Consider the following 24,616-nt stretch of genomic DNA (forward strand, 5'->3'; position numbering starts at 1 on the left):
GCTTACCCTCCCTTCATCGGTGCGAGGATTTCGATGCGGTCGCCATCGGCGAGCGCGCAGCCGTCGCGCTGCCTGGCCGGCACGACCTCGCCATTGAGTGCTGTGGCGAGCCAGCCGCCTTCATAGTCGAGCTCAGTGAGCAGCGCTGCGAGCGTGGCGGCCGTCACCTCGCACTGTTCGCCGTTAATGGTGAGCTTCATCGGCGCGCTCCTTCTCCGTCTCCGTGCCCAGGATCATGGCGGCGGCCTTTACCGCCATGGCGGGTGCGAGCAGGAAGCCGTGGCGGTAAAGGCCGTTGATGCGGATGGTGTTTCCTTCGCGTTCGACGCGCGGCAAATTGTCGGTAAAGGCCGGGCGGATGCCGGTGCCGGTCTCGACAAGCTCGGCCTCGCCGAAGGCCGGATGCAGCGCATAGGCGGCGTTGAGCAGCTCCATCACCGAACGCGCGGTGATGGGACCGGCGGCATCGCTTTCGATCATCGTTGCGCCGACCATGAACAGATTGCCGGAGCGCGGCACGACATAGACCGGAATGCGCGGATGCAGCAGCCGCACCGGCCGCGCCAACGTCACCTCCGACGTCCTGAGGATCAGCATCTCGCCGCGCACGCCGCGCAGGCCTGTAAGCTGGCCTGTGATGCCGGTGCAGTCGGCCTCGACATCGGCCGACGGACTGTGCACCGCGCCATAACCGAACTCGAAACGCACGCCCATCCGGGCAAGCTTTTGCTGCAGCCCAAGCAGCGCCTGGCGCGGGTCGAGATGGGCTTCCTCATTAAAAAACAGCGCGCTGACGAAGCTGCCGTCGAGGTCGGGTTCAAGCGCCGCGATCGCCCCGGCGTCGATGGCGCGGTAACCAGAGGTGCGGCGGCCGAAGCGGTCGAGCTCGGCCACATCGCGGGCGGCGGCCACGACAAGCGTGCCGTTGCGCATGACATGGCCGGGCAGGGCGGCGTCCCACCAGTCGGCGGCACCGCGTCCGAGCGTCAGCACCGCCTCTTCGGCGCTCTCGCGTTCGCACCACGGCGCCAGCATGCCGCCGGCCTGCCATGAGGCATTGCCGGCGATCTGCCTTCTGGAGTCGACGACGGTGACGTCGGCGCCGCGCGATGAAAGCTCGTGGGCGAGCGTCAATCCCGTGACGCCCGCGCCGCGGATCAGCACCTTCATGGCTGGCTCGCTGGCTCCACCGGCTCGACGCTCTCCACCGCCATATAGAGGTCGCCGCCGTCGCGGTATTTCGCCGCCATGGCCGCCAGCCCTTCCTTCTGTGCCTCGGCGCGGATGTCGTGGGAGATGCGCATCGAGCAGAATTTCGGGCCGCACATCGAGCAGAAATGCGCCACCTTGTGCGCTTCCTTGGGCAAGGTCTGGTCGTGATAGGAGCGCGCCGTCTCCGGGTCGAGCGACAGGTTGAACTGGTCCTCCCAGCGGAACTCGAAACGCGCCCGCGACAGCGCGTCGTCCCTGACCTTGGCCGCCGGATGGCCCTTGGCGAGATCGGCGGCGTGGGCTGCGATCTTGTAGGTGATGACGCCGACCTTGACGTCGTCGCGGTCGGGCAGGCCGAGATGTTCCTTGGGCGTGACGTAGCAGAGCATCGCCGTGCCGAACCAGCCGATCATCGCCGCACCAATGCCCGAGGTGATGTGGTCGTAGCCGGGTGCGATGTCGGTGGTCAAAGGCCCGAGCGTGTAGAAAGGCGCTTCGCCGCAGACCTCGAGCTGCTTGTCCATGTTTTCCTTGATCTTGTGCATCGGCACATGGCCGGGGCCCTCGATCATCACCTGGCAATCCTTGGCCCAGGCGATCTTGGTCAGCTCGCCGAGCGTTTCCAGTTCGGCGAACTGGGCGGCGTCGTTGGCGTCGGCGATCGAGCCGGGGCGCAGGCCGTCGCCGAGCGAAAAGGCGACGTCATAGGTCCGGCAGATGTCGCAGATCTCGTCGAAATGCTCGTAGAGGAAGCTCTCCTTGTGGTGATGCAGGCACCATTTGGCCATGATCGAGCCGCCGCGCGAGACGATGCCGGTGACGCGATCGACGGTCAGGTGGATATAGGCCAGGCGCACGCCGGCATGGATGGTGAAGTAGTCGACGCCCTGTTCGGCCTGTTCGATCAGCGTGTCGCGGAACACCTCCCAGGTCAGGTCCTCGGCGATGCCGTTGACCTTTTCCAGCGCCTGGTAGAGCGGCACCGTGCCGATCGGCACCGGCGAATTGCGGACGATCCAGTCGCGGATGTTGTGGATGTTGCGGCCGGTCGACAGGTCCATCACCGTGTCGGCGCCCCAGCGCGTCGCCCAGACCATCTTTTCGACCTCTTCGGCCATCGACGAGGTGACGGCCGAGTTGCCGATATTGGCGTTGATCTTGACCAGGAAATTGCGGCCGATGATCATCGGCTCGCTTTCGGGATGGTTGATGTTGGAAGGGATGATGGCGCGGCCGCGCGCCACCTCGTCGCGGACGAATTCGGGTGTGACGAAGTCGGGAACGACAGCGCCGAAGCTTTCGCCGTCGCGCACAAGCTTGGTGTGCAACTGCTCGCGGCCGAGGTTTTCGCGGATGGCGACGAACTCCATCTCGGGCGTGATGATGCCGGCGCGGGCATAAGCGAGCTGGGTGACGGCACGGCCGCCGGTGGCGCGCAGCGGTGCGTTGCGGACCGGGAATTCCGGCGTCAGCCTTTCGCCCGAGACAAAGCCGTTGTCTGCGGCCTTGACGGCGCGGCCCTCGTAACGCTCGACGTCGCCGCGCGCCACGATCCAGTCCTCGCGCAGCCGGGCCAGGCCACGCTCGATGTCTGTCTTGACCGCGGTATCGGTGTAGGGGCCGGAGGGGTCATAGACGGTGACGGGCGGCTCGCCCGATGTCGGGTGGACCGAGATCTCGCGCATCGGCACGCGGATGGCGGGATGGAGCTTTCCAGCTTTGTGGACCTTCCTCGATGCGGGAAGTTCGCCTGATGTAACTGTCGGGGTGTGGGCATTCATGAGTGAGCCTCCTTGCTTCGGCGCGCCATGCGTCCGGCAGGACGCACAAGGACGCGCCGGGTCCTTGGGTTTGCGCATCGTGCTTGCCGAAAACCGAGAACCGGTTTTCGGACGCGATGCGCCGCATGGAGACCCAGTTCGTGCGATGAGGAGGAGGTGAGGTTTTGCCTGGGGGACTCCGGGCATGAGCCCGAATGCCAAAGCCGGAATGCCCGACCCGCAACGCCTCGCACCGTCCCTACGCCAGTGTGAACTGGATCAGGTTCAACGGGTCACTGCGCTGCGTTAGCGAGCAGTATCTCAGCCCCTTGTCGGGACCCCCCTGGTGAGGCCGGCAACATGAGGGAGGAAGGCCGGTGCTGTCAACCGGGCTTTCGATATTGTCGCGACAATGCCAAACTCGCCTCAGCAGCCATTGCGGTTTCGAAAGCGTTGGGATAATAGGTCAGCGTTGCTGACATAAATTGTCTGCCGCGCAGGGAGGACCGATTGGCCTGCGCGCGAGACAGGAGGAACATCCGTGACGGACAATCCCTCGCCACTCAAGTTTCACGTGCCCGAACCCGAGGTTCGGCCGGGCGGGACGCCCGACTTCTCCAATGTGCCTATACCCAAGGCTGGATCGGTGGCGCGACCCGAGGTCGATGTCGACCCGCGCAACATCCGCGATCTGGCCTATTCGATCATCCGCGTGCTCAACCGCGAGGGCGATGCCGTCGGCCCCTGGGCCGGCACGCTGAGCGACGAGGAGCAGCTCGAGGGCCTGCGCCACATGATGACGCTGCGCACCTTCGATGCGCGCATGCAGATGGCGCAGCGCCAGGGCAAGACCTCGTTTTACATGCAGCATATGGGCGAGGAGGCGGTGAGCTGCGCCTTCCGCAAGGCGCTCATCCCAGGCGACATGAATTTCCCGACCTACCGCCAGGCCGGCCTGCTGATCGCCGGCGGCTATCCGATGGTCGAGATGATGAACCAGATCTATTCCAACGAGCGCGACCCGCTGAAGGGCCGCCAGCTGCCGGTGATGTATGCCTCCAAGGAGCACGGCTTCTTTTCGATCTCCGGCAATCTGACGACGCAGTATATCCAGGCGGTCGGCTGGGCGATGGCATCGGCGATCAAGGGCGACACCAAGATCGCCGTCGGCTGGGTCGGCGACGGCGCCACCGCCGAGAGCGACTTCCACGCCGCCCTCGTCTTCGCCTCGACCTACAAGGCGCCCGTGGTGCTCAACATCGTCAACAACCAGTGGGCGATCTCGACCTTCCAGGGCATCGCCCGCGGCGGCTCCGGCACGTTTGCGGCGCGTGGGCTTGGCTTTGGCATCGCGGCCCTGCGTGTCGACGGCAACGATTATCTCGCCGTGCATGCGGTGGCCAAATGGGCGACCGAACGCGCCCGGCGCAATCTCGGCCCGACGCTTGTCGAATACGTTACCTACCGCGTCGGCGCGCACTCGACCTCGGACGATCCCTCCGCCTATCGGCCCAAGACCGAATCGGATGCCTGGCCGCTCGGCGACCCGGTGATCCGGCTCAAGAACCACCTGATCAAGCGTGGCCTGTGGTCGGACGAACGCCACAAGCAGGCCGAGGCCGAAATCCTCGAAACCGTCATCGCCGCGCAGAAGGAAGCCGAAAGCCACGGCACGCTGCATGCCGGCGGCAAGCCGTCGACGCGCGACATGTTCGAGGGCGTCTATGCCGAGATGCCGCCGCATCTCAGGCGCCAGCGCCAGAAGGCGGGGGTATAGACCATGCCGCGCATGACCATGATCGAAGCCATCCGCAGCGCCATGGACGTTGCCATGGGGCGTGACGACGATGTCGTCGTCTTTGGCGAGGACGTCGGCTATTTCGGCGGCGTCTTCCGCTGCACCCAGGGGCTGCAGCAGAAATACGGCCGCTCGCGCTGTTTCGACGCGCCGATCAGCGAACTCGGCATCGTTGGTGCTGCCATCGGCATGGCCGCCTACGGGCTCAAGCCTTGTGTCGAAGTGCAGTTCGCCGACTATGTCTATCCAGCCTATGACCAGATCGTTTCGGAAGCGGCACGATTGCGCTACCGCTCCAATGGCGAATTTACCTGCCCGATCGTCGTGCGCATGCCGACCGGCGGCGGCATCTTTGGCGGCCAGACCCACAGCCAGAGCCCGGAAGCGCTGTTCACCCATGTTTCGGGCCTGAAAGTCGTCGTGCCGTCGAACCCGCTCGACGCCAAGGGCCTGCTGATCGCCTCGATCGAAGACCCCGATCCGGTGATCTTTCTGGAGCCGAAACGATTGTACAACGGCCCCTTCGACGGCCATCACGACCGGCCTGTCACGGCCTGGTCGAAGCATGAGCTCGGCGAGGTGCCGGAGGGGCATTACACCACCCCGCTCGGCAAGGCGGAGATCCGCAGGGCCGGTTCAGCCGTCACCGTGCTTGCTTACGGCACCATGGTTTATGTCGCCCAGGCGGCGGTTGAGGAGACCGGCATCGATGCCGAAATCATCGATCTCAGGACGCTGCTGCCGCTCGACCTCGACACCATCATCGCCTCGGTCAAGAAGACCGGCCGCTGTGTCGTCGTGCATGAGGCGACGCTGACCTCGGGCTTCGGTGCCGAGCTTGCGGCACTGGTGCAGGAGCACTGCTTCTACCATCTCGAAGCACCGGTCGCGCGTGTCACCGGCTGGGACACGCCGTATCCGCATGCCCAGGAATGGGACTATTTCCCCGGCCCCAAGCGGGTCGGCGAAGCTTTGATCGAAACGATGGGGGCCTGAACATGGGCGAACATGTCATCAAGCTTCCCGACGTCGGCGAAGGCGTGGCCGAGGCCGAACTGGTCGAATGGCACGTCAAGATCGGCGACCTCGTGCGCGAGGATACGGTGATCGCCGCCGTCATGACCGACAAGGCGACGGTCGAAATCCCCTCGCCGGTCGATGGCGAAATCATCTGGCTCGGGGCCGAGATCGGCGAAACCGTCGCCGTCGGCTCGCCGATCGTGCGCATCAAGATTGCCGGCGACGGACCGGCACCCGTCGAGCCGAAAAGCGAGGCCAGGCAGCCGGCCCCGGCAGCTGTGGAAGCAGCTCCCGCGCCGGCTAAGAAAGCCGAACCTGCGGCAAAGCCACCAGCACCTGCGGCAGCACTCAAGCCTGTGCCACGTGCGACAACGCTCGGCCTGCCCAGGCCGGAAGGCGAACGCCCTGTTGCCTCGCCTGCCGTGCGCTTGCGCGCCAAGGAAGCCGGCATCGACCTGCGCCAGATCCCCGGCACCGGTCCGGCCGGCCGTGTCACCCATGAAGATCTCGACGGTTTTGCCGCGCGCGGTGCGGCGGTCCCGGTGGCCGGATTGCAGGCCAGGACAGGGGTCGAGGAGATCAAGGTCATCGGCCTGCGCCGGCGCATCGCCGAAAAGATGGCGCTGGCCAAGTCGCGCATCCCCCACATCACCTATGTCGAAGAGATCGATGTCACAGCACTCGAGGAGTTGCGCGCCAGGCTCAACGCCACGAAGAAGCCGGAGAGGCCGAAGCTGACGCTTCTGCCGTTCCTGATGCGGGCGCTGGTCAAGGCGGTGGCCGAACAGCCGCAGCTCAATGCGATCTATGACGACGATGCCGGCATCATCCATCGCCATGCCGGCGTGCATATCGGCATGGCCGCCCAGACGCCGGGCGGGCTGATGGTGCCTGTGGTCAAGCATGCCGAGGCGCGCGACCTGTGGGACTGTGCTGTCGAGGTCAACCGTCTTGCCGAAGCCGCCAAGGCCGGCACCGCGACACGCGAGGAGCTGACCGGCTCGACCATCACCATCACCTCGCTCGGTGCGATGGGCGGTGTCGCCACAACGCCTGTCATCAACTACCCGGAAGTGGCGATCGTCGGCGTCAACAAGATCATGATCCGGCCGATGTGGGACGGCTCCCAGTTCGTGCCGCGCAAGATGATGAACCTGTCGTCCAGCTTCGACCATCGCGTCATCGACGGCTGGGACGCGGCGGTCTTTGTCCAGCGCCTCAAGGCGCTGCTCGAAGCACCGGCAATGATCTTCGTGGAGGGCTGAGGCTGTGAAGGAAATCTCCTGCAAGCTTCTGATCATCGGTGCCGGTCCCGGCGGCTATATCTGCGCCATCCGCGCCGGCCAGCTCGGCATCGACACCGTCATCGTCGAAGCGGTCAAGCCCGGCGGCACCTGCCTCAATGTCGGCTGCATCCCCTCCAAGGCGATGATCCATGCCGCCGACGAATATCTCAAGGTTTCGGAAATGGCGTCGGGCACAAGCCCGCTCGGCATCTCCTTGTCGGCACCGGCACTCGATCTCGCCAGGACCGTCGCCTGGAAAGACCGCATCGTTGGCCGCCTGACCACAGGCGTCGCCGGCCTGCTCAAGAAGGCAAGGGTCAAGTCGGTGCAGGGCTGGGCACGCTTCCGCGACGGCAAGACCGTCGAGGTCGACACCGAGACCGGCCTGCAGGTGATCCGCGCCGAAACCATCGTCATTGCCACCGGCTCTGTGCCTGTCGAACTGCCGTTCCTGCCCTTTGGCGGATCGGTGATCTCGTCGACCGGGGCGCTGGCGCTGAAGCAGGTGCCGCAGGCGCTGGCCGTCGTCGGCGGCGGTTATATCGGCCTTGAGCTCGGCACCGCCTTTGCCAAGCTCGGCGCCAAGGTGACGGTGATCGAAGCCTTGCCGCGCATCCTGCCGCAATATGATGCCGAGCTGACCCGGCCCGTCGCCAAAAGGCTTGAAGCGCTCGGCGTCAAGGTGCTGACAGGCGCCAAGGCCAAGGGGCTTTCCGCCAAGGGCGATGCCCTTCTGGTCGAGGCCGCCGACGGCAGCGAGCAGAAGATTGCGGCCGACAAGGTGCTGGTGACTGTCGGGCGCAAGCCGCTGGTCGAAGGCTGGGGCCTCGAAGAGATCGACCTCGACCGCGACGGCCGTTTCATCCGCATCGACGAGCAGTGCCGCACCTCGATGCGCGGCATCTACGCCATCGGCGACGTTACCGGCGAGCCGATGCTGGCGCACCGCGCCATGGCCCAGGGCGAAATGGTCGCCGAGATCGTTGCCGGCCACAAGCGCAGCTGGGACAAACGTTCGATCCCCGCCGTCTGCTTCACCGATCCGGAGGTCGTCACCGCGGGTCTTTCGCCCGACGAAGCCAAGGCGCTCGGCATCGAGATCAAGTCGTCGTCATTCCCGTTCTCGGCCAATGGCCGGGCGATGACCTTGCTCGGCGAAGACGGCTTTGTGCGCATCGTTGCCCGCGCGGACAACCATCTGGTGCTCGGCATCCAGGCCGTCGGCACCGGTGTCTCCGAGCTTTCCTCGGCCTTCAGCCTGGCGATCGAGATGGGGGCGCGGCTGGAGGACATCGCCGGCACCATCCATGCCCATCCGACCCAAAGCGAGGCTTTCCTCGAGGCAGCACTGCGCACGCTCGGCCACGCGCTGCACATCTGATGCCCTATCCCGATTTGGACGCGGCCTTGCGCCGCGTCCCTTACTGTCTTGCCCAATCAGCTGAGCTGGGCTAACAAGCCCACGCACTGGACGACCAGTGTCTAGTACGTTCGGGGACGGCCCCATCCAAGAGATGGCGCCGCAGACTTGTCACCCGAACCTGTTCACCCCTTGAAACCGCGAGAACATGCAGCCGCCGCGCGGCGGACTGCGCTGTGCGCTCGACCCTGTCAGGCTTCCGGATTCGGTTCCGGGGCGCGCGCTTTCGCATTCGCATCACCCAGACCGGAGAGGCGCCATGGCCGGACCGATAGAACAATTTGAAATCAAGCCGATCGTCACCCTGTTCGAGTTTGCCGGCCAGGAGATCGCCTTCACCAACTCCGCCGCTTACATGGTCGGCGTCGCCGTGTTCGGTGGGCTGTTCCTGCTTTTGTCGACAAGCGCGCGTGCGCTCGTGCCAACCCGGCTGCAGTCGATCACCGAGCTGATCTATGAGTTCGTGTCGAAGACCTTGCGCGAAAATGCCGGCGAGGGCGGCATGACATTTTTCCCGCTGGTGTTTTCGCTGTTCGTCTTCATCCTGATCGCCAACCTCGCCGGCATGTTTCCTTATGCCTTCACTGTCACCAGCCACATCATCGTCACCTTCTCTTTCGCCATGATCGTGTTCGGCACCGTCACGCTCTACGGCATCTGGAAAAACGGCCTCGGTTTTTTCAGGTTGTTTCTGCCATCCGGCGTGCCGCTGGCACTGGCGCCGATCATCGTGCCGATCGAGATCGTCTCCTACATCTCGCGGCCGATCAGCCATTCGGTGCGCCTGTTTGCCGTCATGCTGGCCGGCCACATCACGCTCAAGGTCTTTGCCGGTTTCGTCGCAAGCCTCGGCAGCATGGGCACGCTCGGCATCTTCGCCGCCGTGCTGCCGCTTGCCATGACGGTCGCGCTGACCGCGCTCGAACTTTTGATGGCGGTGATCCAGGCCTACATCTTCACCATGCTGACCTGCATGTATCTCAACGACGCGCTCCACCCCGGGCACTGACCGGGCGCGCTTGCACGACAAAACAAAAACCCCGGCATAAAGCCGGGGTTTGAGTCCAAAGCGGATCGATCGGCTCAGTCGCGCGGCGGCCAGGCCTCGTCGCTTTTGCCCATCTTGGGCTCGCCGAGCAGCGGCGTCTTCAGCGCGTGCACGCCGCCGACCGAAAACAGCCAGATAATGTTGCGGTCATATTCGGTGAACACGGCAAAGCTGGCATTGTCGAAAGTGTAGTCGGGCATTTCAGATGTCGTGGGGAAACGCGGCACGAAATAGCCAGTAATCTTCGGCTGTGCCGGGTCCTTGACGTCGAAGATCTGCAGCCCGGCATTGTAGAAGGCGTAAGGCACGATGCCGTCGCGGCCATGGCCGGGCTGGTGGGTGGTGCCGGAGCGCTTGGGCCCGAAGCTGCCCTTGCGCTGGCAGAAATCGCTGAACTTCGCTTCCTTCGGCGGCGTCGGGCGCGGCAAGGTCGCCACCACCTTGGGGGCCGCCACATCCTTGGCGTCGATCACCAGCACGTCCTTGTAGGGCTCGTAGCAGTTCGAGTTCATCGGATAGCCATTGGCAAAGACATAGCCGGTGCGGGCATATTGCGAGGTGTCGACATTGTCGAACTCGGTGCCGGCAAAGCTCGGCGCTGTGCTCACATGGCCCTTGATCTCCGGCCTGTCGGGATTGGAAAGATCGAAGGTGTAGAGGCCGAGCCCGCCCATCGCGCCGAAGGCCACCTTGCCGCCCTTTTCAACAGGGGTCGGCAGGAACGGCGGCATGCGCGAACCCATCCACGACGTGCGATTGCCGGCGCGCGGGTTCTTGAGATACGCGTCCTCGCTTGCCTTGTCGCCGACCACCTGGCCGGGCACCGTGACCTGGCTGACAAAGACCGGATTGGCCGGATCCGACATGTCCCAGACCTGATAGCCGGGCGAGTGCAGATAATCAGGATATTCGGTCAGCGCGTAGGAATCGTCTGGAGCCGCCGACAGATACATGTATTTGCCGCCGAACCAGGCCGGCGCGTCGAGCGAACCCGAGCCCTGCTGCTGACCGATCGGCGCATCGGGATTTTTGGTGTCGGTGGTGCGGGTGGCGATCAGCTTCCAGTCGTCGGGCGTCGGCCCGTTCATCTCATAGACCTTGAAGCCCTTGAGCGAATTGTAGTTGCGCAGGCTCGCGACGATGTCGGGCTGGGTGCGCTTGTTGTCGAGAATGCCGAAGCGGCCGATCTCGTAGGAGGCGACGACGACATTCTTTTGAAGCTTCGCGCTCCAGGCGATGGTGATGCCGCCGAAATAGTCCTGGACTGTCTTGGCGTCCCAGTCCTCGCTCGAGCCCTCCGGCCCCCACACACCGCCCTTGGAATAGACGACCTTCGCCTTGGCCGGGTCGGTGATGTCGAGCACGCGCATATAGTCGCGGTCGTGCACATACATGTAGCGCTTGCCGTCGAAATCGGCGACATCGGGCCAGGCATGCCAGGGCGAGCTTACTCCAGGGTAAAACGCGATCTCCTCGACATTGTGGCTATAGCTGTTGTCGTCCCAGGTCTCGAGCTGGCCGGGAAAGGCTGGGCTTTCGCCCAAAGGCGTGGCGCGCGGCGCGCGAAACGTGCCGTCCTCCGCCATGCCATAATCCTTGCCCGGCTCCAGCGCCGGCGGCGCCTTGTCATAGGTCAAGGCGTTCCACTGCTTGAGGGCGGGGTCGGTGATGTTGATCTCGCTCGGCACCTTGCTGCCCCAGTCGGCGGCCTCAGCCACGCCGGCCGTCAACGCCAGCACCGAACAGCCGATCGCGATAATCCTAGGTGTCATGACGTCCCTCCCGACGGTTGGCCGCCGGTCCCTCGCATCGGGCCAGCCTGGCCAGTTGAGGAAAGTTCGGTCAGTCAGAAAAGTGAATTTTTGGCAGGTGGGTATGAGGGGTTGGCATAGGTGGAGGCGGGATTGCATGCACGGAGGGTAAATTGCATGCAGAAAGAGGCTGCTAGGGCCACGCCGCATCCGTCGGGGGCAAATAAAGTTGTGATCCCGACAGGATTCGAACCTGTCACGGCTGATCAGCGTCGGCGCGCCTACGGATCTGTTCACTTCGGCGACGAAGCAGTCGGCTTTCTGGCCAGTTCCAGTCTTGTCAGGCCTGATTGGCGGCTGCTGTGCGCCCCAAGTTGGTCGTCGAACAGTCCTGCTCAAAGCCACAAAACCTGCCGGTCCGGTTGGCTTACGTGATGATCGTGTAAGCGCGGGATGCGCCAGCGACTGTGTCGTCTACCAGCCTGGCTCTTCGTCTCAACCGTAGTCCTCATTTCTACAGCAAGTGGTCAGCGTTTCGCTGCTTGCCTGTCGCATGCAACGAAAGCGGCCTTGCAAAAGCTGGTCGCGAAGGCAAGCGGATCCTGCTCGATCGCACAAGACATTCCCAGCCAGCGCGCAAAAAGGTCGATGAATGTCAACGCCGCGCGAGGCGTGGGATCCACGAAAGGAAGTACAGACCTAGTGGCCAGTGGCCGTGCCATTCCCTAGCCTGGGCTGCAGGCACGGATGGTGCTGGCAAGCTCCAGCGCCTTGGCCGATGCCTTGCGGCCGGAATCGAGCTCGCATTCCCATGCCACGAACACGCGCCACCCGAGCGCTCGCAGCTCGTCGATGACTCGATTATCCCGGGCTACGTTCCGCTCGAACTTCTGGACCCAAAATTCCGTATTCGACTTGGGCGTCGTCGCGACCTTGCAGGCCTCGTGGCGGTGCCAGAAACACCCATGGACGAAGACGGCGGCCTTGTATCGAGGCAGCACCAAGTCTGGTTTGCCGGGCAGCTTGCAATTATCGAGCCGGAAGCGAAGGCCAGAGGCATGCAGCGCCTTGCGCAACGAGATTTCCGGCGAGGTGTCTCGCGATTTGATGCGCGACATCCGGGTCGATCGATCGGCAGGTGTGAGGAAGTCGGCCATCCACACCCCTCAGCCCTTGTCGTGTCGCTGGACGAGCTCGAAGAACGGCAGCCCTCGTATGATCTCGCCTGGCACGTCGAAGGACTTGTAGAGGCACTGGTGATTCTGGAGGGATTTCACCCGCTCGGCGAGGTCCGCCAGCGAACCTGTCAACCCGAGGGCGGAAAGCTCGCCTGGCGTGACGTTCGGCACCTTGTGGATAAACCACGTCAGCAGCGGCTCACGATAATCGGTCGCATTCACCTTGAAGTGCCGCAGGTATTGCGAGGCGAGGATGATGCCGGTGCCGAACTCGCGACCCTGAAGAAGGAGCTTCCGCAACACGTCGAACTCGTAGCACATTATATTGTCTGCCTCGTCGACGAGCATGTAGGAATCGATGGCACGTAGCTGCGGATCGGTGCCGAGGAAGGGGCGCTTCGGCGTTCGGAGCATGTTTTCATAAAACAAGTTGAGCATAACTGCGACGAGCATGTTCTTGCTGCGGTCGTCCTGGCCGAGCGCATCAAGCGATATCACCACTACGCCGTTGAGAAAGTCGTTGAACGGGATCGTCTCACGCGTATTTGGCGCGAATACCTCCATGTCTACAAGGTCGTCGATGATCGCCATGATCGAGTCCGACTTGCCGTCCAGCATCTCCCCGTAGATGGCGTGAACGTCGTACAGTGTTGGCTGCTGTCCGGGCAGCGCCGAGTCATAAGCGGCCCGAACCGCCTTCTTGAGCTTGTCGCGCTGGACCGGGCCGATGCCCGAGTAGATCTTGTCGAGCACGTCCGCAAAGAAACGATAGCGATGCAGCCAAGGCGCAGTCGTCTCTTCCATCATGCTCGTGTCGAAGAGATTAATTGGCAGGCGTTCCGGCCGGACTACACGCGCACCGGTGGCAGCCACGAACTCTGGACTGCTATAGTCTCGCTTGTAGTCGAAGATCAGGAAGCGCGGCCGGATGCCGCGGTTTGCCTCCGTCGCCGCCGATATCTGCAAGATTAGCGACTTCAGGAGTTGCGTCTTCCCGGTCCCGAGATCGCCGACCACCCCCATGTTGAGATGGTTCAGCCGGGTGTCTGTGATATTCAGATCGATATCGCGCGGCTGGAACCCGTCGACCGTCCGGCCGACCTCCACCGCGATGCCCCTCGCATCCCCAGCTGGCGTAGGCTCCACGTTTTCAGTGACAGCATCGTCGCCGGTGCTAGGCGGAACCTGCTTGGCCGCTGGTGACGACGCCTGCGGGGCATCGCGCGCGGCTGTCTGCTCGAGCTTGGCGGTCGGGGGAATGGGATTGTCAACCGAAGGCAAGAGGCCCCATTCGCCGACCTTCGCCCTTACACTATCATAGAAGGCAGCCGGGGCGCCGGCGACCATGCAGCCGCCGTCCTCCAGGCCGATCGTAATCGTCTCGTCGAACCCGTCGCCATCCCGGTCTCGCGCGCTGCTACGCGGGTTGTCATCGATGACCACGAGCCTACCGCGCTGGTCGACCGTGACAGGGCAATCCTCTGCAAGAATGGCTGCGGCAATCCGTTCGTGGAACATCGACCACAGCTCCTGATCCACGACATCGGGATGCTGGCTGTAGACGCGCATACCAAAGCCAACGACCGAGAGGAGCAGGTGCTGGAACGCCAGGGACCACGCACGCGGCTGCCCCTCATGCGGCAGCATCGATGACAATAGCCGCGACATGGTCTTGGCCTGGTCGAGTGCATCGGCGACCTCGGCCGCAGGGAAGCTGGATCCAGGGCGGCACTTTACCTCGACCGGGGTCAGGTGGATGCGAACCTTGTCGCCGGAAAGGCGAACGCCGATGACAAGCAAGTCCGGGCGCGCAAGACTCGTCTCCCTCCCCTTACGCAATGTCCGTGCGATGTCCGAGATGTAGCCGCGAAACGGATCGACCGGCACGATGATCGCGATTTGCGCATCGTCGCCGGTGCCGCCAATGACGGGCAGAAGGCTTTCGACCTCGCTCGTTGCGCGGAAGCGGTCCTGCAACAGGCGGACGGCGAGAAAGAGCCCTAGGTCGCCGGTCGCCCCTGAATCGTCGCCTGCCAGCCCCCGGATGGTCGGAATGCCACGGCGCGCGACCTCAAGGAGCACGTCCTGAACCTTGCCAGGCGGCATATCCCCACATCCGGGCAGCCGGGACAAGGCCTTCGCGAGCGCCTCGCGGTCGGCATCTTTCACTCGCGACAGCAGATAGTATCCGTTCGTGTCACCCGCCCGGTGTGAATAGGAAGGCAGGTCGTAGTCCCAGAGATAGCTTCCCTCAAGCCATCCGCCAAGGAAGCATGCCGGGTCAATGGCCGAGGAAGACACTGCGACGAAGTCTGTCTTGCGGGTCTCCAGCATGTCGTGGATGGCGTTCACGTTGGGCGCAAAACTCAGCCCAGTCCGTTCTTGGCCCAGGTTTTCCATCGCAGCTACGCAAGCAGCGAGCTTGTCAGCGAGCGGATCGCCGGACATGCCAGGTTGCTGCCCCTGGCGGGATTCACTGATGAAGGCACCGCGCAACTGGCGTCGGATACGATGGCGGATCAGCGCCGCGTGGCCGAGCGGAGTGCGGTTCTGGACCTTTGTGGTGCCGGGCTCGGACATATCGAGCTGGGCGATGATCCCGAGGTCGGGCACGATGTCGGGCGGCTGGCCATCGAACCATCGGACCTTGTTCCCAGTGTCTTCCGAGAGGTTGGCGATGCGGGCGTCGTCTGGCCGGGAAGCCAAGTCGCGATCATCGAAGATGTTGACCAGGCGAGGACCGACGGATTGTCGCACCGGACGTCGCTCGTCCTGCTGGTATCGGGCGCCACACCATCCGATAAGGCCTTCGTTGCAGGCATCCGTGGTGCCACCGGCGCTAGTCACCGCGACTCCTATCACTGGCTTGGCAGCCAGGAGATCCGACACGTCATCAAGCGCGCGACCTACCTGGGCAGCACTGAAGCCAACCGAGATGCCGCCCACCGAGATCCCAAACCCGTCGCCGAACGGCGCCATCTGAGACCGCTTGGGAAGGCCGCGTAGTTGCTGGCCATTCCAGAGGACCGACCAATAGTCGGTGCCGTTCTCGACCGCTACGAAGTCGACATGGTCGATCCCGCTGGGCGAACGCAAGGCCATCGAGAGGATGTCGGGGACGCAGTCTGGGTCCAGCACGCTTGCAGCCGGGCAAGGCTTCTCCGCCTCGTCGGCTTCGACCAGCACCTGTTGTGCGATGGCTTGCCAAGCAATCCTCACGGGATGGAGCGGCGACAGCAAGATGGCATCCGGGACGCGCGACAAGGTGCGACCGTCTTGTTGGAGCGACGTGATCGCCACGACGTCCACCCAGCACGCGACATCGGGCTCGGCCGCCAGCCAGGACTGATAGGCGCCCAGGTATTGCTCGACAAGCCTGCTGAACTCGGTGTCCGTATTCAGCCATTTGCCGAGCTGGGCAGATTCAACAAGCCCTGTTTCGTCATCCCCACCTCGGATCCGTGCGGCGATCGCCACCCGTGCCTCGACAAACCCTGCGGGGGGGTGGAAATCCGATGGCGCCGGCCGGGGATCCTTGAGGAAGCGGCCGCCCGAGAAGATTGGCCCTGCTGGCTCGGTCCAGCTGGGCTGGACCCAGGACTCAACATAGTCGTCGGCCATGATGATCGGCATATACGACCTGTCGGCAAGCTCGGCCGAAAGCATCCAGTCCTGGAGGCTCGAGCAACGCGCATTACGATTGAGCTGCACGATTGCACGCGCCTCGGTAGGCTGGATCGTGCGCCGGTTGGCACGGATTAGTCGCTCGAACTCGCTCCGACAACCCTGTTGCTGGATCTCCTCGATCGAGAGGGACACGCGACAGGTTTCTCGCGAGACCCTCCCGTCGGCCAACTCCCGGTCGAATCGAAGATCGACCTGATAATTACCGTCTAGCTCTACTTCGACCTGAAACTGCCGTGGCTTGACCGTGCGGACCGCGAGCACCGTTGCCGCGTCACCGCGTTCGGCAGCATCATCGGGGTTGCCGGCGGCTGAATCCTCGAGCTCTACACCTGGCGAGGCGAACACGAGCAATTCGTATCGCCCTGCGCCTGGGAGCAGCAAGCCCGCCTCGAACTCGGGCCCGGCGCGTCCCTTGCGTCGCTTCGGGGGCGTGAGTTTGCGGGCAAGGCGGCATGTCACGAAGATCCCGGGAGCCCAGGTTGCCAGGGAAACGACCTTGATCGCGCCAGGCTTGAAATGCTCCGCTGACGCGACATAGCGCATTGGGGTTCGGTGGACCGGCGGGGCGGCGTCGAGGAATGCCTTGCCGCTGTCAGCGCGAACTTGGCCGATTTGCTTGCCGGCCGTCCCCCCTGGCGTTCGCTCGATCGTGACGACCGCGTCTGACGCATCGGGACCTACGGTCTCGAACTCAAGGGCAACCTCGGACTCGACCAGCACCGGCATACCCTTGCCGAGCGGGATGATCCCATTCGAGCAAATCATGTTGATGTCACCGGTTGCCGTGGCGTCCTCGGCTAGCAGCTCGGACCATTTCTCCACAGTCAGCGCGGTCCACCAGTCCGGTGCCGGGCCAACCTCAAGGCCTCCAACTGGTGCATAATATGCAGCGGCGGCGCGCTCGAACGCCGTCGGGCGGTCGCATATTGCCTTGAGATGCGCAAGGAACTCACCGAGGTTTGCCGCGTCTTCGTCGCTTGCGCCTTCTTGCGCGCGCGCTATTCCCGCATTGAAGCCGTCGCCAAGGGCATCCGCGATCTTGTCGAGGGTTGCTAACTGCTCCTTGGACGAAAGACTGCCGTCCCGCATCGGTGGCACGCCGACAGCAAGGCTGACGCGCGAAGCCGGTGATAGGCCATCGCCAATGGGATTGGCCGAGAAAAGACGCGATACGACACGCCAGGCAGCGGCCCGCTGGGTGCGGTCGATGTCGACTTCGTCGCCAGCCCCTGAGGCATGCTCGACTACCGCGCGGGCGCCTTCGCGATCCACCTCTGGCACGCCCGCTTGCGCGATGCCTATGCCAACCAGCTCCTGGAGGAACTCGTCCGACCACCAGTCCTCGAAGGGAACGTTGCCAGAGTTGTTCGAGGCGAGCATCCCGAACTCGTCGGTCGTGCTCGAAACCGACTTGTTGCTATGCTGCCCGGGCGGAACGAGCGCGATATAGGTAGGCTTGGACGGCGAATTCCGCAGGTTGAGGAGGTGCGTCTCATCACAGCGGCCTGCAGACCCAACCGCGGGATTCGCCTGGTCCGGCGCAAGTGACGGGACCTGCAGGAGGATCGGGACAGGTAGGCGGCCGTCGAGCGTCCCGTCCACAAGCAAGTCGAACGCCGGGCTCAAGATCTCGAGCGGCGGTCCGTGGAAGATAAACCGGACCTCGGCGCCCGCCTCGACCGCTGCGCGGTTTATCCTGCCGCGGATGATATCCGCCAACGCCATGGCAAGGCGGTTCATGCGTTTTGCTCCACGAACGGGGGCACGAGCAGCATCCCGCTCTCGGCGTCGGGGCTGTCGAGCACAAGGCCCAGCATGCGAAGCTGGTGGCCCAGGTCGTTGAACGCGATGTCGCGGTGGTCAATGGAAATGCCATATTCAGCAAGGTGCTGTGCAAGCCGCCGGACCGAGCGCGGTCCTGCCGTTCCTGCGAGCGAGCAATGTACAAGCGTCAGGACGGCGACCGGCCCAAGCCCGACGATCCAGGGGCTCGACTTGCTGGAGTTCTTCTTCCGAAGGACATAGCCCTGATCGTAACCCCGCAGGATCTCGCTAGCGGCTTGGCGCTGTCCGAGGACGTGCCGTGCGAACTCCATGATGTTCGAGCCGATGCCTTTCCGGCAAAGGATTGCCCGATTCTCCCGCTCTTGGATTTCCGCGACGATGTCGACTATACCAAGGGCGGCTAGCCCCCCTGCGGCGCTCCGGGCAGCATCGCAAAGAGCCAGCAACTGCTCAGCCGATCCTAGGCCGCCTGCGACATCGCCGCTGACCTCCTGGATACCCCAGAGGGTCGCGTTCATCCCAACACGAGCCTGAAGGAACGACGATGCCCAGTCCTTGATGGTCGGCAGGGCACGGTCGCCGTAGGAGAGATAGGAAAATGCGCCCGGGAACATGGCTACGCGTGCCTCTTCAACCGTGCGCGGCCCATTGCCGGCGGCCGATGCACGAAGGCACGACCAAGTGCGATCATGTAGCTCGCACAACCACACGACATGGGACACGGCGCCGATGCGGAGGACCGCCTCGAGGAGGCTGGTCCATTGCCGGCGCGTCATTGCGCCTTTCGCTCGCAGCACGGCAACGAGGTCCTTGGCAAATTGCCGTGCCGGATAGGACAGGCCGTCGCGATCGGCGTCGACCAGTGACGCGTTTTCTTCTGGCTCTGCCGCGCGCCATGTCGAGCCTGACGTCCAGACGGCTATCTCCTGCTGGAGGAACCGCGCAAACACATCATCGTCCGCATCGACCGACAGTGCCGCGAACAGCTCGCTCCAGATTGCCTGGGCGTCTTCGGGGCTCGCGGCGCCGAGCCATACCATCCGGCGCACAAGCGTACCTGCAGACCAGGGATTGCCCGCAAGGCGGGCAGAACCCGAGAATGCCGTTGCCTGGGGGACCAGGGGCGTCACCTGCAGGAACCGCTTCGACGACTGGTTCGGCAACTTAGGGCTCTCGAGCGCCGAGTGCAGCATCATATGGAAGGAATCTGCATCGAGCGCCGCGCCCTTGCGCTCCTTGCGATTGTTCCGGAACTTCTGGATGTCTTTGTCAACGTCCCGGCCAGCTTGCGGCACTGCACCCTCGGACAATCCGGGAAAGCCGACGACGCGGTACAGGGACGAGAGGATGACTTCCGAGCTAGCGTATTCGGGTGCTGGCGTCATCGCCAGCGCCGAGGAGGAATAGACGCGATGCGACGTCTTCCACGGCTCTTCGCGAAACTTGGCAAGCGTCATCGGCTTGCCCCCTCTCGGTGGGAGGCGAAGCCAAGTCGCCGTTCCTCGATCACGACGCCACCGGATCCGATGCGGATGCGCGCCCGGTCGAGAATCTCGCGGTCTCGGACGATCGAACCAGACAGTCGCGCCCGCGTCGTGTCGAGCAAGGCGAGCACGGTCCTCGGCAGCGACGCGATCGACATGCCGCGCTCAAGCTCCTTGACCGCCTTGAACAGGTCGTAAGTCAGGGCGATCGGCCGTGATGACCTGCCGGCACCGACCTTGAGGAAAGAGATCGGATTGCGTGGTCGGTCCACAGGGTCCTCGTCCAGCGGCTTCACTGGTCGCGCGGGCACAACGAGCACTGCGCGCTGCATCGGCGAGGGAAGTGGTTGGCCGAACGTCGTCGTGAGGGAAATCTCAAAATCCTGGTTGGTGTTGAGTAGCCGCTCCACCTCCCGGGCAACGTCGTAGAGGTCGTTCCCACCAACGTCCTCGATGACCGCCTGGAAGTCGGCGAGGATACCTGCGTCGAGGACTGACGAAGTCCGAGCTCCTAGGGTGCGCCTGACCATGCGGCATGCAAAGTCACGACAGATCCGTTGCACCCGGCTCGCCGCCTGCGGGCGCTTCCTGCGGATCGCGCTGTTGGACAGGACGGCGTCCAGAGCGGCAATTCGGTCCAGCAGCTCCAGCTCGACCTTCGACATTACCTGGGACTTCCTCACATATTCCAGCCCTTCGCTGACTGACCGGCTGAACCGCACATCGATATCGCGCAGCCACCATGTCGTTCGCTGGGTTGCCTGGACCTCAGTGTCGGGATCCGTCAGAGCAGGATCCATGATGTCAACCATGCCCTCCAGCGACACGCCGATCGTTGCCGGAAGATATTGCACGCGCCGTGACATTAAGAACCAGTGCAGGCCCATCGCCGTGTTGTCATCCTCGAGGCCCAGCTCCTTGATATCCCGCAGCAGTGATGGACCAGCCTCACGGTCCCATCGATGAAATAGCGCGTGCTGGTACTGGGCTGCGACCAGATGGAACAAGGCGGACGAGGTATCCTTCGATGGCTTGCCCTTTCGCCGGGAAAGGTCGTCCAGCTGCACGAGCCGTGCGGCCCAGCTACATGGCGCGAGCCCGCTATTCCGGGATGATGCCTGATGCCCTGCCAGGAGGTATGATGCTAACGAGAAGAGATCGCGGAAGCTCCATCGCTTGCCACTCGCGACCTCGTACCACCGCAACATCTTCAGTAGCGCGGAAAGCTCGCGGTCGCGAGACAGCTGCTCCCGGCTCGAGCAAAAAGGGCAAGACGGGCCAGCTTCGCAACTGCCAAGGGGCGCCCATTTCCGCTCGTCCAGCGCGACCTGCAGCAAGGCACTGGCGGGTGCCGGGCCACCCGCAACAGGGTTGACGAGCAGAGACTCGGCGTCCATCGGCCAGACCGCCACGGTGGGGTACGACGGCAAGGGCCAGCATGGCGGGGCGTCCGGGAACAAGCCCACCGCTCTCGACACGGCCTCCAGCAGGTCACGCACAGAATCGGCTCCCGCGTCGATCGCCTCGATCAAGGCATCGTCGAGGACACCACGGTTGACGCAACACAAATATACGCCGCCCGTATCGTCCGACATCGTCGCCTTCAATTCCGCGAGGAGCATTTGCGCTGCCGTGCGTGTTTCCCGGCCTGTCACGACCGATGCATCTTGTACGACGATCAGGTTTCCGCGACCATCGAGGCCAGGCAGGTTGCCGAGCTTGAAGTCGACCACTCTTGGAACGATACCATCCGGCGGGGAGAAGGCGAGCCGCAAGGCGTCGACCAGTCTCGACCCGGCGCCAAGCGACGCATCGAGCCAGCGGATCGTCGACTCTATGGCCTCGGTCTTTCCGTTGCCTGGGCCACCGACGAGCAACAGGACTCGCGGTACACCGGGCTCCTTCCTACCGAAGGCGCCTGCCCACGCCTCGAGGCGATGCAGGAGGTTTGTCTCGAATATGATGTCGCCAGGCCGGCCACTGTCGTCGTCAAACAGGCGCCGGACACCACCTGCCCGATGGCCAGCCCAGTTTACTAGCTTTGCAGGGAACTCCCCCCTTGCTTCCCCGTCCGTCATGCCACCCCCTGGCTACGCTGTTGCCGCGAGTGGCAGTCTCGTGCTCGCGCATTCGAACGCTAGCCTGCGCTCGGACATTTCCTGCAGCAGCGCACTCAACGCAATGCCTAGTGCGCGGGCGAGGTAGGGTGGAACTGCATTGCCCACCTGGGTGTAGCGCGGGCATTCCTTGGTCCTCCGGGCACCGCCCGTGGTGAACTTGCCGGTGAAACGGAACCAGTCAGGAAATGACTGTAGGCGAGCACATTCGCGGACGGTGAGGATGCGCGGCTCGGAGTAATGCAGGATGTCGTCGGGCAGCGTTGTGATGGTCGGCGCAGCGTCACCGGCAGCCATTGGGTAGATACGGTGCTTCCTCAGCCCGTAGGTCTTGCGGCTGGCGTCATCCATGCGGACGCCCTTCCGGCATTCCGAGATGATCCTTGCAAATCGATCGCGGACGTCATCGCGATGCCGCGCAAGGCGCATGCTGTTCATCTTTCGTGGCGCATCCTTGTGCATCAGCTCTTGAAATCGGGTGCGCGGTGCGAGATAGGCCCCCTCGCTGAAGTGGCGCGGGGATTCCGGATCGTCGCACGGCAAGATGCTCGTCCGCGCGAGCTCAAGGTCTGAAATCGCCTCCTCAGCGGTCACGGGCGCCCTGAGTCCAAGCTCCGCGAGTTGGGCCGCACCAGCCGCCTCGAGCAAGTCGAAGGCTCGCTGGACGCCGCCATCAACCCAGGCCAGGAGATCCTTGCGGATGCCGATTGCAATGAGCCGGTTGCGTCGCTGTGGTACCCCAAAGTGCGAGGCGTCGACCAATTCGCCCTCGACGACATAGCCAGCGCCGTCGAGGCTCTCGACAAGGCGCTCGAAGAACGACTGCCGCGCCGGTTCCTCGGCGTGAGGAACAAGGTCAACGACATTTCGCCGGCTATGGATGACCTTCATGCCGGGTACGTTTTCCAGCACAAGGACCTGTGGCCTGATAGCGCGAACGACCTCCACATATTTCTCGAACAGGAGGTTGCGAGGATCTTCCTCCTGACGGCGGCCCGCAAAGCTAAATCCCTGGCAAGGCGGCCCGCCTGCAAGGACGTCGATCGTACCGCGCAATGAGATGAGCTCGCTTCTGTGCAGGGTGAGCAGTTCCTCGATGTCCCAGGCCTTCTGCTCGAGCCACGCAGGCCAGTCGAAGTCGCCCGCCTTACCGAGCCCCGAAAGAAAATTCGCCGAGAACGTACCAAATGCCATTGGATCGCGCTCGATTGCGAAGCGCCCGGACAATCCTGCAAGCGACAGTCCCAGTGAAAGGCCGCCGCAACCGGAGAATAAATCGGCAAAACTAAATTGGCTCATTCCCGGCAATATCCCCACGCGCCTTCATGTATTTGCACACGCTATACAGCCTCGCGAGTATTGTCTTCCTCGATCGGCAGCGGCTTCCCAGGCAAACGAATCGCAGGGTAAAGCCAGTTAGCGCTCGAGCACAACCGTGCCGCCGACAGAATACACTTCCCGCCCAAGATTAGGAAGGCTGTTCTTGGATTGTTCCAAGGCTTTTGCCGGGTCTTGCTGACATTGCGGCGCTACGAGCGGTTCGATTCCAAGTCGGTCAATCAGACCGTATGGCATTGCCTTGGTAGCCGTCCCGGAAAATCACCAGGCTAAAAATTCGCTGCGCTCTTGATTTTCGAGTGGTGATCCCGACAGGAATCGAACCTGTGACCTACAGATTAGGAATCTGCCGCTCTATCCTACTGAGCTACGGGACCACTCGGCTGCACACATAGCGGCTTCGAGCGGATTCGCCAACGGTTTTTGGCGGGCCGGTTGTGAAACGTTTTGGCGGCGGCCGGCCTAGCCAAATGCTGTTGCCGCGTCCAGGGCCGGCAGGCGGCCATGGATGTGTTTGGGCGGCGACGGTCAGGCCGCCAGGGCGGTTTCGGCGAGGCGGACCCAGTAGCTGACGCCGTGGGGGATGGCTTCGTCGTTGAAGTCGTAGGCGGGGTGGTGGAGGTTGGCGGTGTCGCCATTGCCGATGAAGATGAAGGCGCCGGGGCGGGCTTCGAGCATGTAGGAAAAGTCCTCGCCGCCCATCAGGGGCTGGATCGCCCGGTGGACCTGCGGCTCGCCGGCGACGGATGCGGCGATATCGCCGGCAAACACCGTCTCGTTTTCATGGTTGAAGGTGACGGGATAGTTGGCGTCATAGTCGAGATGGATCGCCGTGCCGGTGGCTTCGGCAATGCCGCGGCAGATGGCATTCATGCGCTCTTCGGCGAGCTTGGCGATCTCCTTTTTCAGCGTGCGCACGGTGCCGGCGATGATCGCCTGTTCGGGGATGATGTTGTAGGCGGTGCCGGCGTTGAACTTGGTCACCGAAACGACGATCGCCTCGGCCGGGTCGGTGCTGCGCGAGGCGATCGCCTGAAGTGCGGTCACCAGCTGGCTGCCGGCGACGATCGGGTCGATGGCGCGGTGCGGCATGGCGGCATGGCCGCCCTTGCCCTTGACGGTGATGGTGAACTCGGCGGTCGCCGCCATGATCGCGCCCGGACGGATGGCGAACTGGCCGACCGGCAGGCTCGGCATGTTGTGCATGCCAAACACCTTCTGGATGCCGAAACGCTCCATCATGCCGTCCTTGACCATTTCGTTGCCGCCGCCGCCGCCCTCTTCGGCGGGCTGGAAGATGACCGCGACGGAGCCGGCGAAATTGCGGGTTTCGGCGAGATATTTGGCAGCGCCCAAAAGCATGGCGGTGTGGCCGTCATGGCCGCAGGCATGCATCTTGCCAGGTACGGTTGAAGCGTAAGGCTTGCCGGTGATCTCTTCGATCGGCAGCGCGTCCATGTCGGCGCGCAGGCCGACAACGCCGCCGGCGCCGAGGCTGCCCTTGATGATGCCGACGACGCCTGTCTTGCCCAGGCCGGTGACGATTTCGTCGCAGCCGAATTCTTCCAGCCTGGCTTTGACGAAAGCGGCGGTTTCGAAGACGTCGAAATTGAGCTCCGGCTTCTGGTGCAGGTGACGGCGCCAGCCGGCGATCTCGTCCTGCAGTTCGGCGGCTCGGTTCAGGATCGGCATGGTTGTCTCGACTTCCTGTGTGGTGGACCCACTGGGTGTG

The 24,616-nt window shown here is 63.6% G+C and carries 15 protein-coding genes, 1 tRNA gene and 1 riboswitch; of the genes, 5 read left to right on the forward strand and 11 right to left on the reverse strand.

The features are described 5' to 3' along the window. Positions 1-2: 2 nt before the first annotated feature. Genes thiS through thiC form a run of 3 tightly spaced genes read right to left on the reverse strand, consistent with a single transcriptional unit; the run spans position 3 to position 2,993 of the window. On the reverse strand, positions 3-200 hold the full coding sequence (thiS, locus tag IHE39_RS23870; protein ID WP_192568195.1) for a sulfur carrier protein ThiS: 198 nt from the start codon (positions 198-200) through the stop codon (positions 3-5). Then, positions 184-1,170: a glycine oxidase ThiO gene (gene thiO, locus IHE39_RS23875; protein ID WP_192568196.1), complete on the reverse strand. Its 987-nt coding sequence runs from the start codon at positions 1,168-1,170 to the stop codon at positions 184-186. Before thiO ends, thiS begins: the two co-directional genes overlap by 17 nt. After that, a complete protein-coding gene (thiC, locus tag IHE39_RS23880; RefSeq protein WP_192568197.1) occupies positions 1,167-2,993 on the reverse strand; it encodes a phosphomethylpyrimidine synthase ThiC in 1,827 nt (608 codons plus the stop codon). The genes thiO and thiC overlap by 4 nt, the downstream gene beginning before the upstream one ends. Before the next feature lie 217 nt (positions 2,994-3,210). Next, a riboswitch (TPP riboswitch) is annotated at positions 3,211-3,327 on the reverse strand. 186 nt (positions 3,328-3,513) lie between these two features. Here thiC and IHE39_RS23885 point away from each other — a divergent pair. The 5 genes from IHE39_RS23885 to IHE39_RS23905 all read left to right on the forward strand — a co-directional run bounded on the left by IHE39_RS23885 (position 3,514) and on the right by IHE39_RS23905 (position 9,505). Beyond that, positions 3,514-4,749 (forward strand): 3-methyl-2-oxobutanoate dehydrogenase (2-methylpropanoyl-transferring) subunit alpha, encoded by a 1,236-nt coding sequence (locus IHE39_RS23885; protein ID WP_115730631.1) that lies wholly within the window; start codon positions 3,514-3,516, stop codon positions 4,747-4,749. 3 nt (positions 4,750-4,752) lie between these two features. After that, positions 4,753-5,766: an alpha-ketoacid dehydrogenase subunit beta gene (locus IHE39_RS23890; RefSeq protein ID WP_192568198.1), complete on the forward strand. Its 1,014-nt coding sequence runs from the start codon at positions 4,753-4,755 to the stop codon at positions 5,764-5,766. 2 nt (positions 5,767-5,768) lie between these two features. Further along, positions 5,769-7,055: a dihydrolipoamide acetyltransferase family protein gene (locus IHE39_RS23895; RefSeq protein ID WP_192568199.1), complete on the forward strand. Its 1,287-nt coding sequence runs from the start codon at positions 5,769-5,771 to the stop codon at positions 7,053-7,055. A gap of 4 nt (positions 7,056-7,059) precedes the next feature. Next, positions 7,060-8,457: a dihydrolipoyl dehydrogenase gene (gene lpdA / locus IHE39_RS23900; protein ID WP_192568200.1), complete on the forward strand. Its 1,398-nt coding sequence runs from the start codon at positions 7,060-7,062 to the stop codon at positions 8,455-8,457. A gap of 298 nt (positions 8,458-8,755) precedes the next feature. Continuing rightward, complete coding sequence (locus IHE39_RS23905) at positions 8,756-9,505, forward strand: F0F1 ATP synthase subunit A (protein ID WP_192568201.1); 750 nt, start codon at positions 8,756-8,758, stop codon at positions 9,503-9,505. 74 nt (positions 9,506-9,579) lie between these two features. Here the strand turns inward: IHE39_RS23905 and IHE39_RS23910 are convergent, their stop codons facing one another. The 8 genes from IHE39_RS23910 to IHE39_RS23945 all read right to left on the reverse strand — a co-directional run bounded on the left by IHE39_RS23910 (position 9,580) and on the right by IHE39_RS23945 (position 24,576). Further along, complete coding sequence (locus IHE39_RS23910) at positions 9,580-11,316, reverse strand: LVIVD repeat-containing protein (protein WP_192568202.1); 1,737 nt, start codon at positions 11,314-11,316, stop codon at positions 9,580-9,582. A 704-nt stretch (positions 11,317-12,020) separates the two neighbouring features. Next, entirely contained in the window at positions 12,021-12,452 is a 432-nt protein-coding gene (locus IHE39_RS23915) for a very short patch repair endonuclease (protein WP_192568203.1), read from the reverse strand. A gap of 9 nt (positions 12,453-12,461) precedes the next feature. After that, positions 12,462-17,900 (reverse strand): ATP-binding protein, encoded by a 5,439-nt coding sequence (locus IHE39_RS23920; protein WP_192568204.1) that lies wholly within the window; start codon positions 17,898-17,900, stop codon positions 12,462-12,464. After that, complete coding sequence (locus IHE39_RS23925) at positions 17,897-19,402, reverse strand: hypothetical protein (protein WP_192568205.1); 1,506 nt, start codon at positions 19,400-19,402, stop codon at positions 17,897-17,899. Before IHE39_RS23925 ends, IHE39_RS23920 begins: the two co-directional genes overlap by 4 nt. After that, entirely contained in the window at positions 19,399-21,306 is a 1,908-nt protein-coding gene (locus tag IHE39_RS23930; RefSeq protein WP_246485611.1) for a hypothetical protein, read from the reverse strand. The genes IHE39_RS23925 and IHE39_RS23930 overlap by 4 nt, the downstream gene beginning before the upstream one ends. Positions 21,307-21,519: 213 nt before the next feature. Beyond that, complete coding sequence (locus IHE39_RS23935) at positions 21,520-22,845, reverse strand: DNA cytosine methyltransferase (RefSeq protein WP_192568207.1); 1,326 nt, start codon at positions 22,843-22,845, stop codon at positions 21,520-21,522. Between the two features lie 339 nt (positions 22,846-23,184). Then, positions 23,185-23,261, reverse strand: a tRNA-Arg gene (locus IHE39_RS23940). Between the two features lie 151 nt (positions 23,262-23,412). Beyond that, positions 23,413-24,576, reverse strand: coding sequence for a M20 aminoacylase family protein (locus IHE39_RS23945; RefSeq protein WP_192568208.1), 1,164 nt, complete (start codon positions 24,574-24,576; stop codon positions 23,413-23,415). Positions 24,577-24,616 lie beyond the last annotated feature (40 nt).

It is taken from the genome of Aminobacter carboxidus (genome assembly GCF_014863355.1).
In the GTDB taxonomy this organism is placed as follows: Bacteria; Pseudomonadota; Alphaproteobacteria; order Rhizobiales; family Rhizobiaceae; genus Aminobacter; species Aminobacter carboxidus.

Bases quoted from the DNA above. Each gene is read 5' to 3' on its own strand.
- thiS (WP_192568195.1), bottom strand. From the start codon at position 200: ATGAAGCTCACCATTAACGGCGAACAGTGCGAGGTGACGGCCGCCACG.
- thiO (WP_192568196.1), bottom strand. From the start codon at position 1,170: ATGAAGGTGCTGATCCGCGGCGCGGGCGTCACGGGATTGACGCTCGCC.
- thiC (WP_192568197.1), bottom strand. From the start codon at position 2,993: ATGAATGCCCACACCCCGACAGTTACATCAGGCGAACTTCCCGCATCG.
- IHE39_RS23890 (WP_192568198.1), top strand. From the start codon at position 4,753: ATGCCGCGCATGACCATGATCGAAGCCATCCGCAGCGCCATGGACGTT.
- IHE39_RS23895 (WP_192568199.1), top strand. From the start codon at position 5,769: ATGGGCGAACATGTCATCAAGCTTCCCGACGTCGGCGAAGGCGTGGCC.
- IHE39_RS23905 (WP_192568201.1), top strand. From the start codon at position 8,756: ATGGCCGGACCGATAGAACAATTTGAAATCAAGCCGATCGTCACCCTG.
- IHE39_RS23910 (WP_192568202.1), bottom strand. From the start codon at position 11,316: ATGACACCTAGGATTATCGCGATCGGCTGTTCGGTGCTGGCGTTGACG.
- IHE39_RS23915 (WP_192568203.1), bottom strand. From the start codon at position 12,452: ATGGCCGACTTCCTCACACCTGCCGATCGATCGACCCGGATGTCGCGC.
- IHE39_RS23920 (WP_192568204.1), bottom strand. From the start codon at position 17,900: ATGAACCGCCTTGCCATGGCGTTGGCGGATATCATCCGCGGCAGGATA.
- IHE39_RS23925 (WP_192568205.1), bottom strand. From the start codon at position 19,402: ATGACGCTTGCCAAGTTTCGCGAAGAGCCGTGGAAGACGTCGCATCGC.
- IHE39_RS23935 (WP_192568207.1), bottom strand. From the start codon at position 22,845: ATGAGCCAATTTAGTTTTGCCGATTTATTCTCCGGTTGCGGCGGCCTT.
- IHE39_RS23945 (WP_192568208.1), bottom strand. From the start codon at position 24,576: ATGCCGATCCTGAACCGAGCCGCCGAACTGCAGGACGAGATCGCCGGC.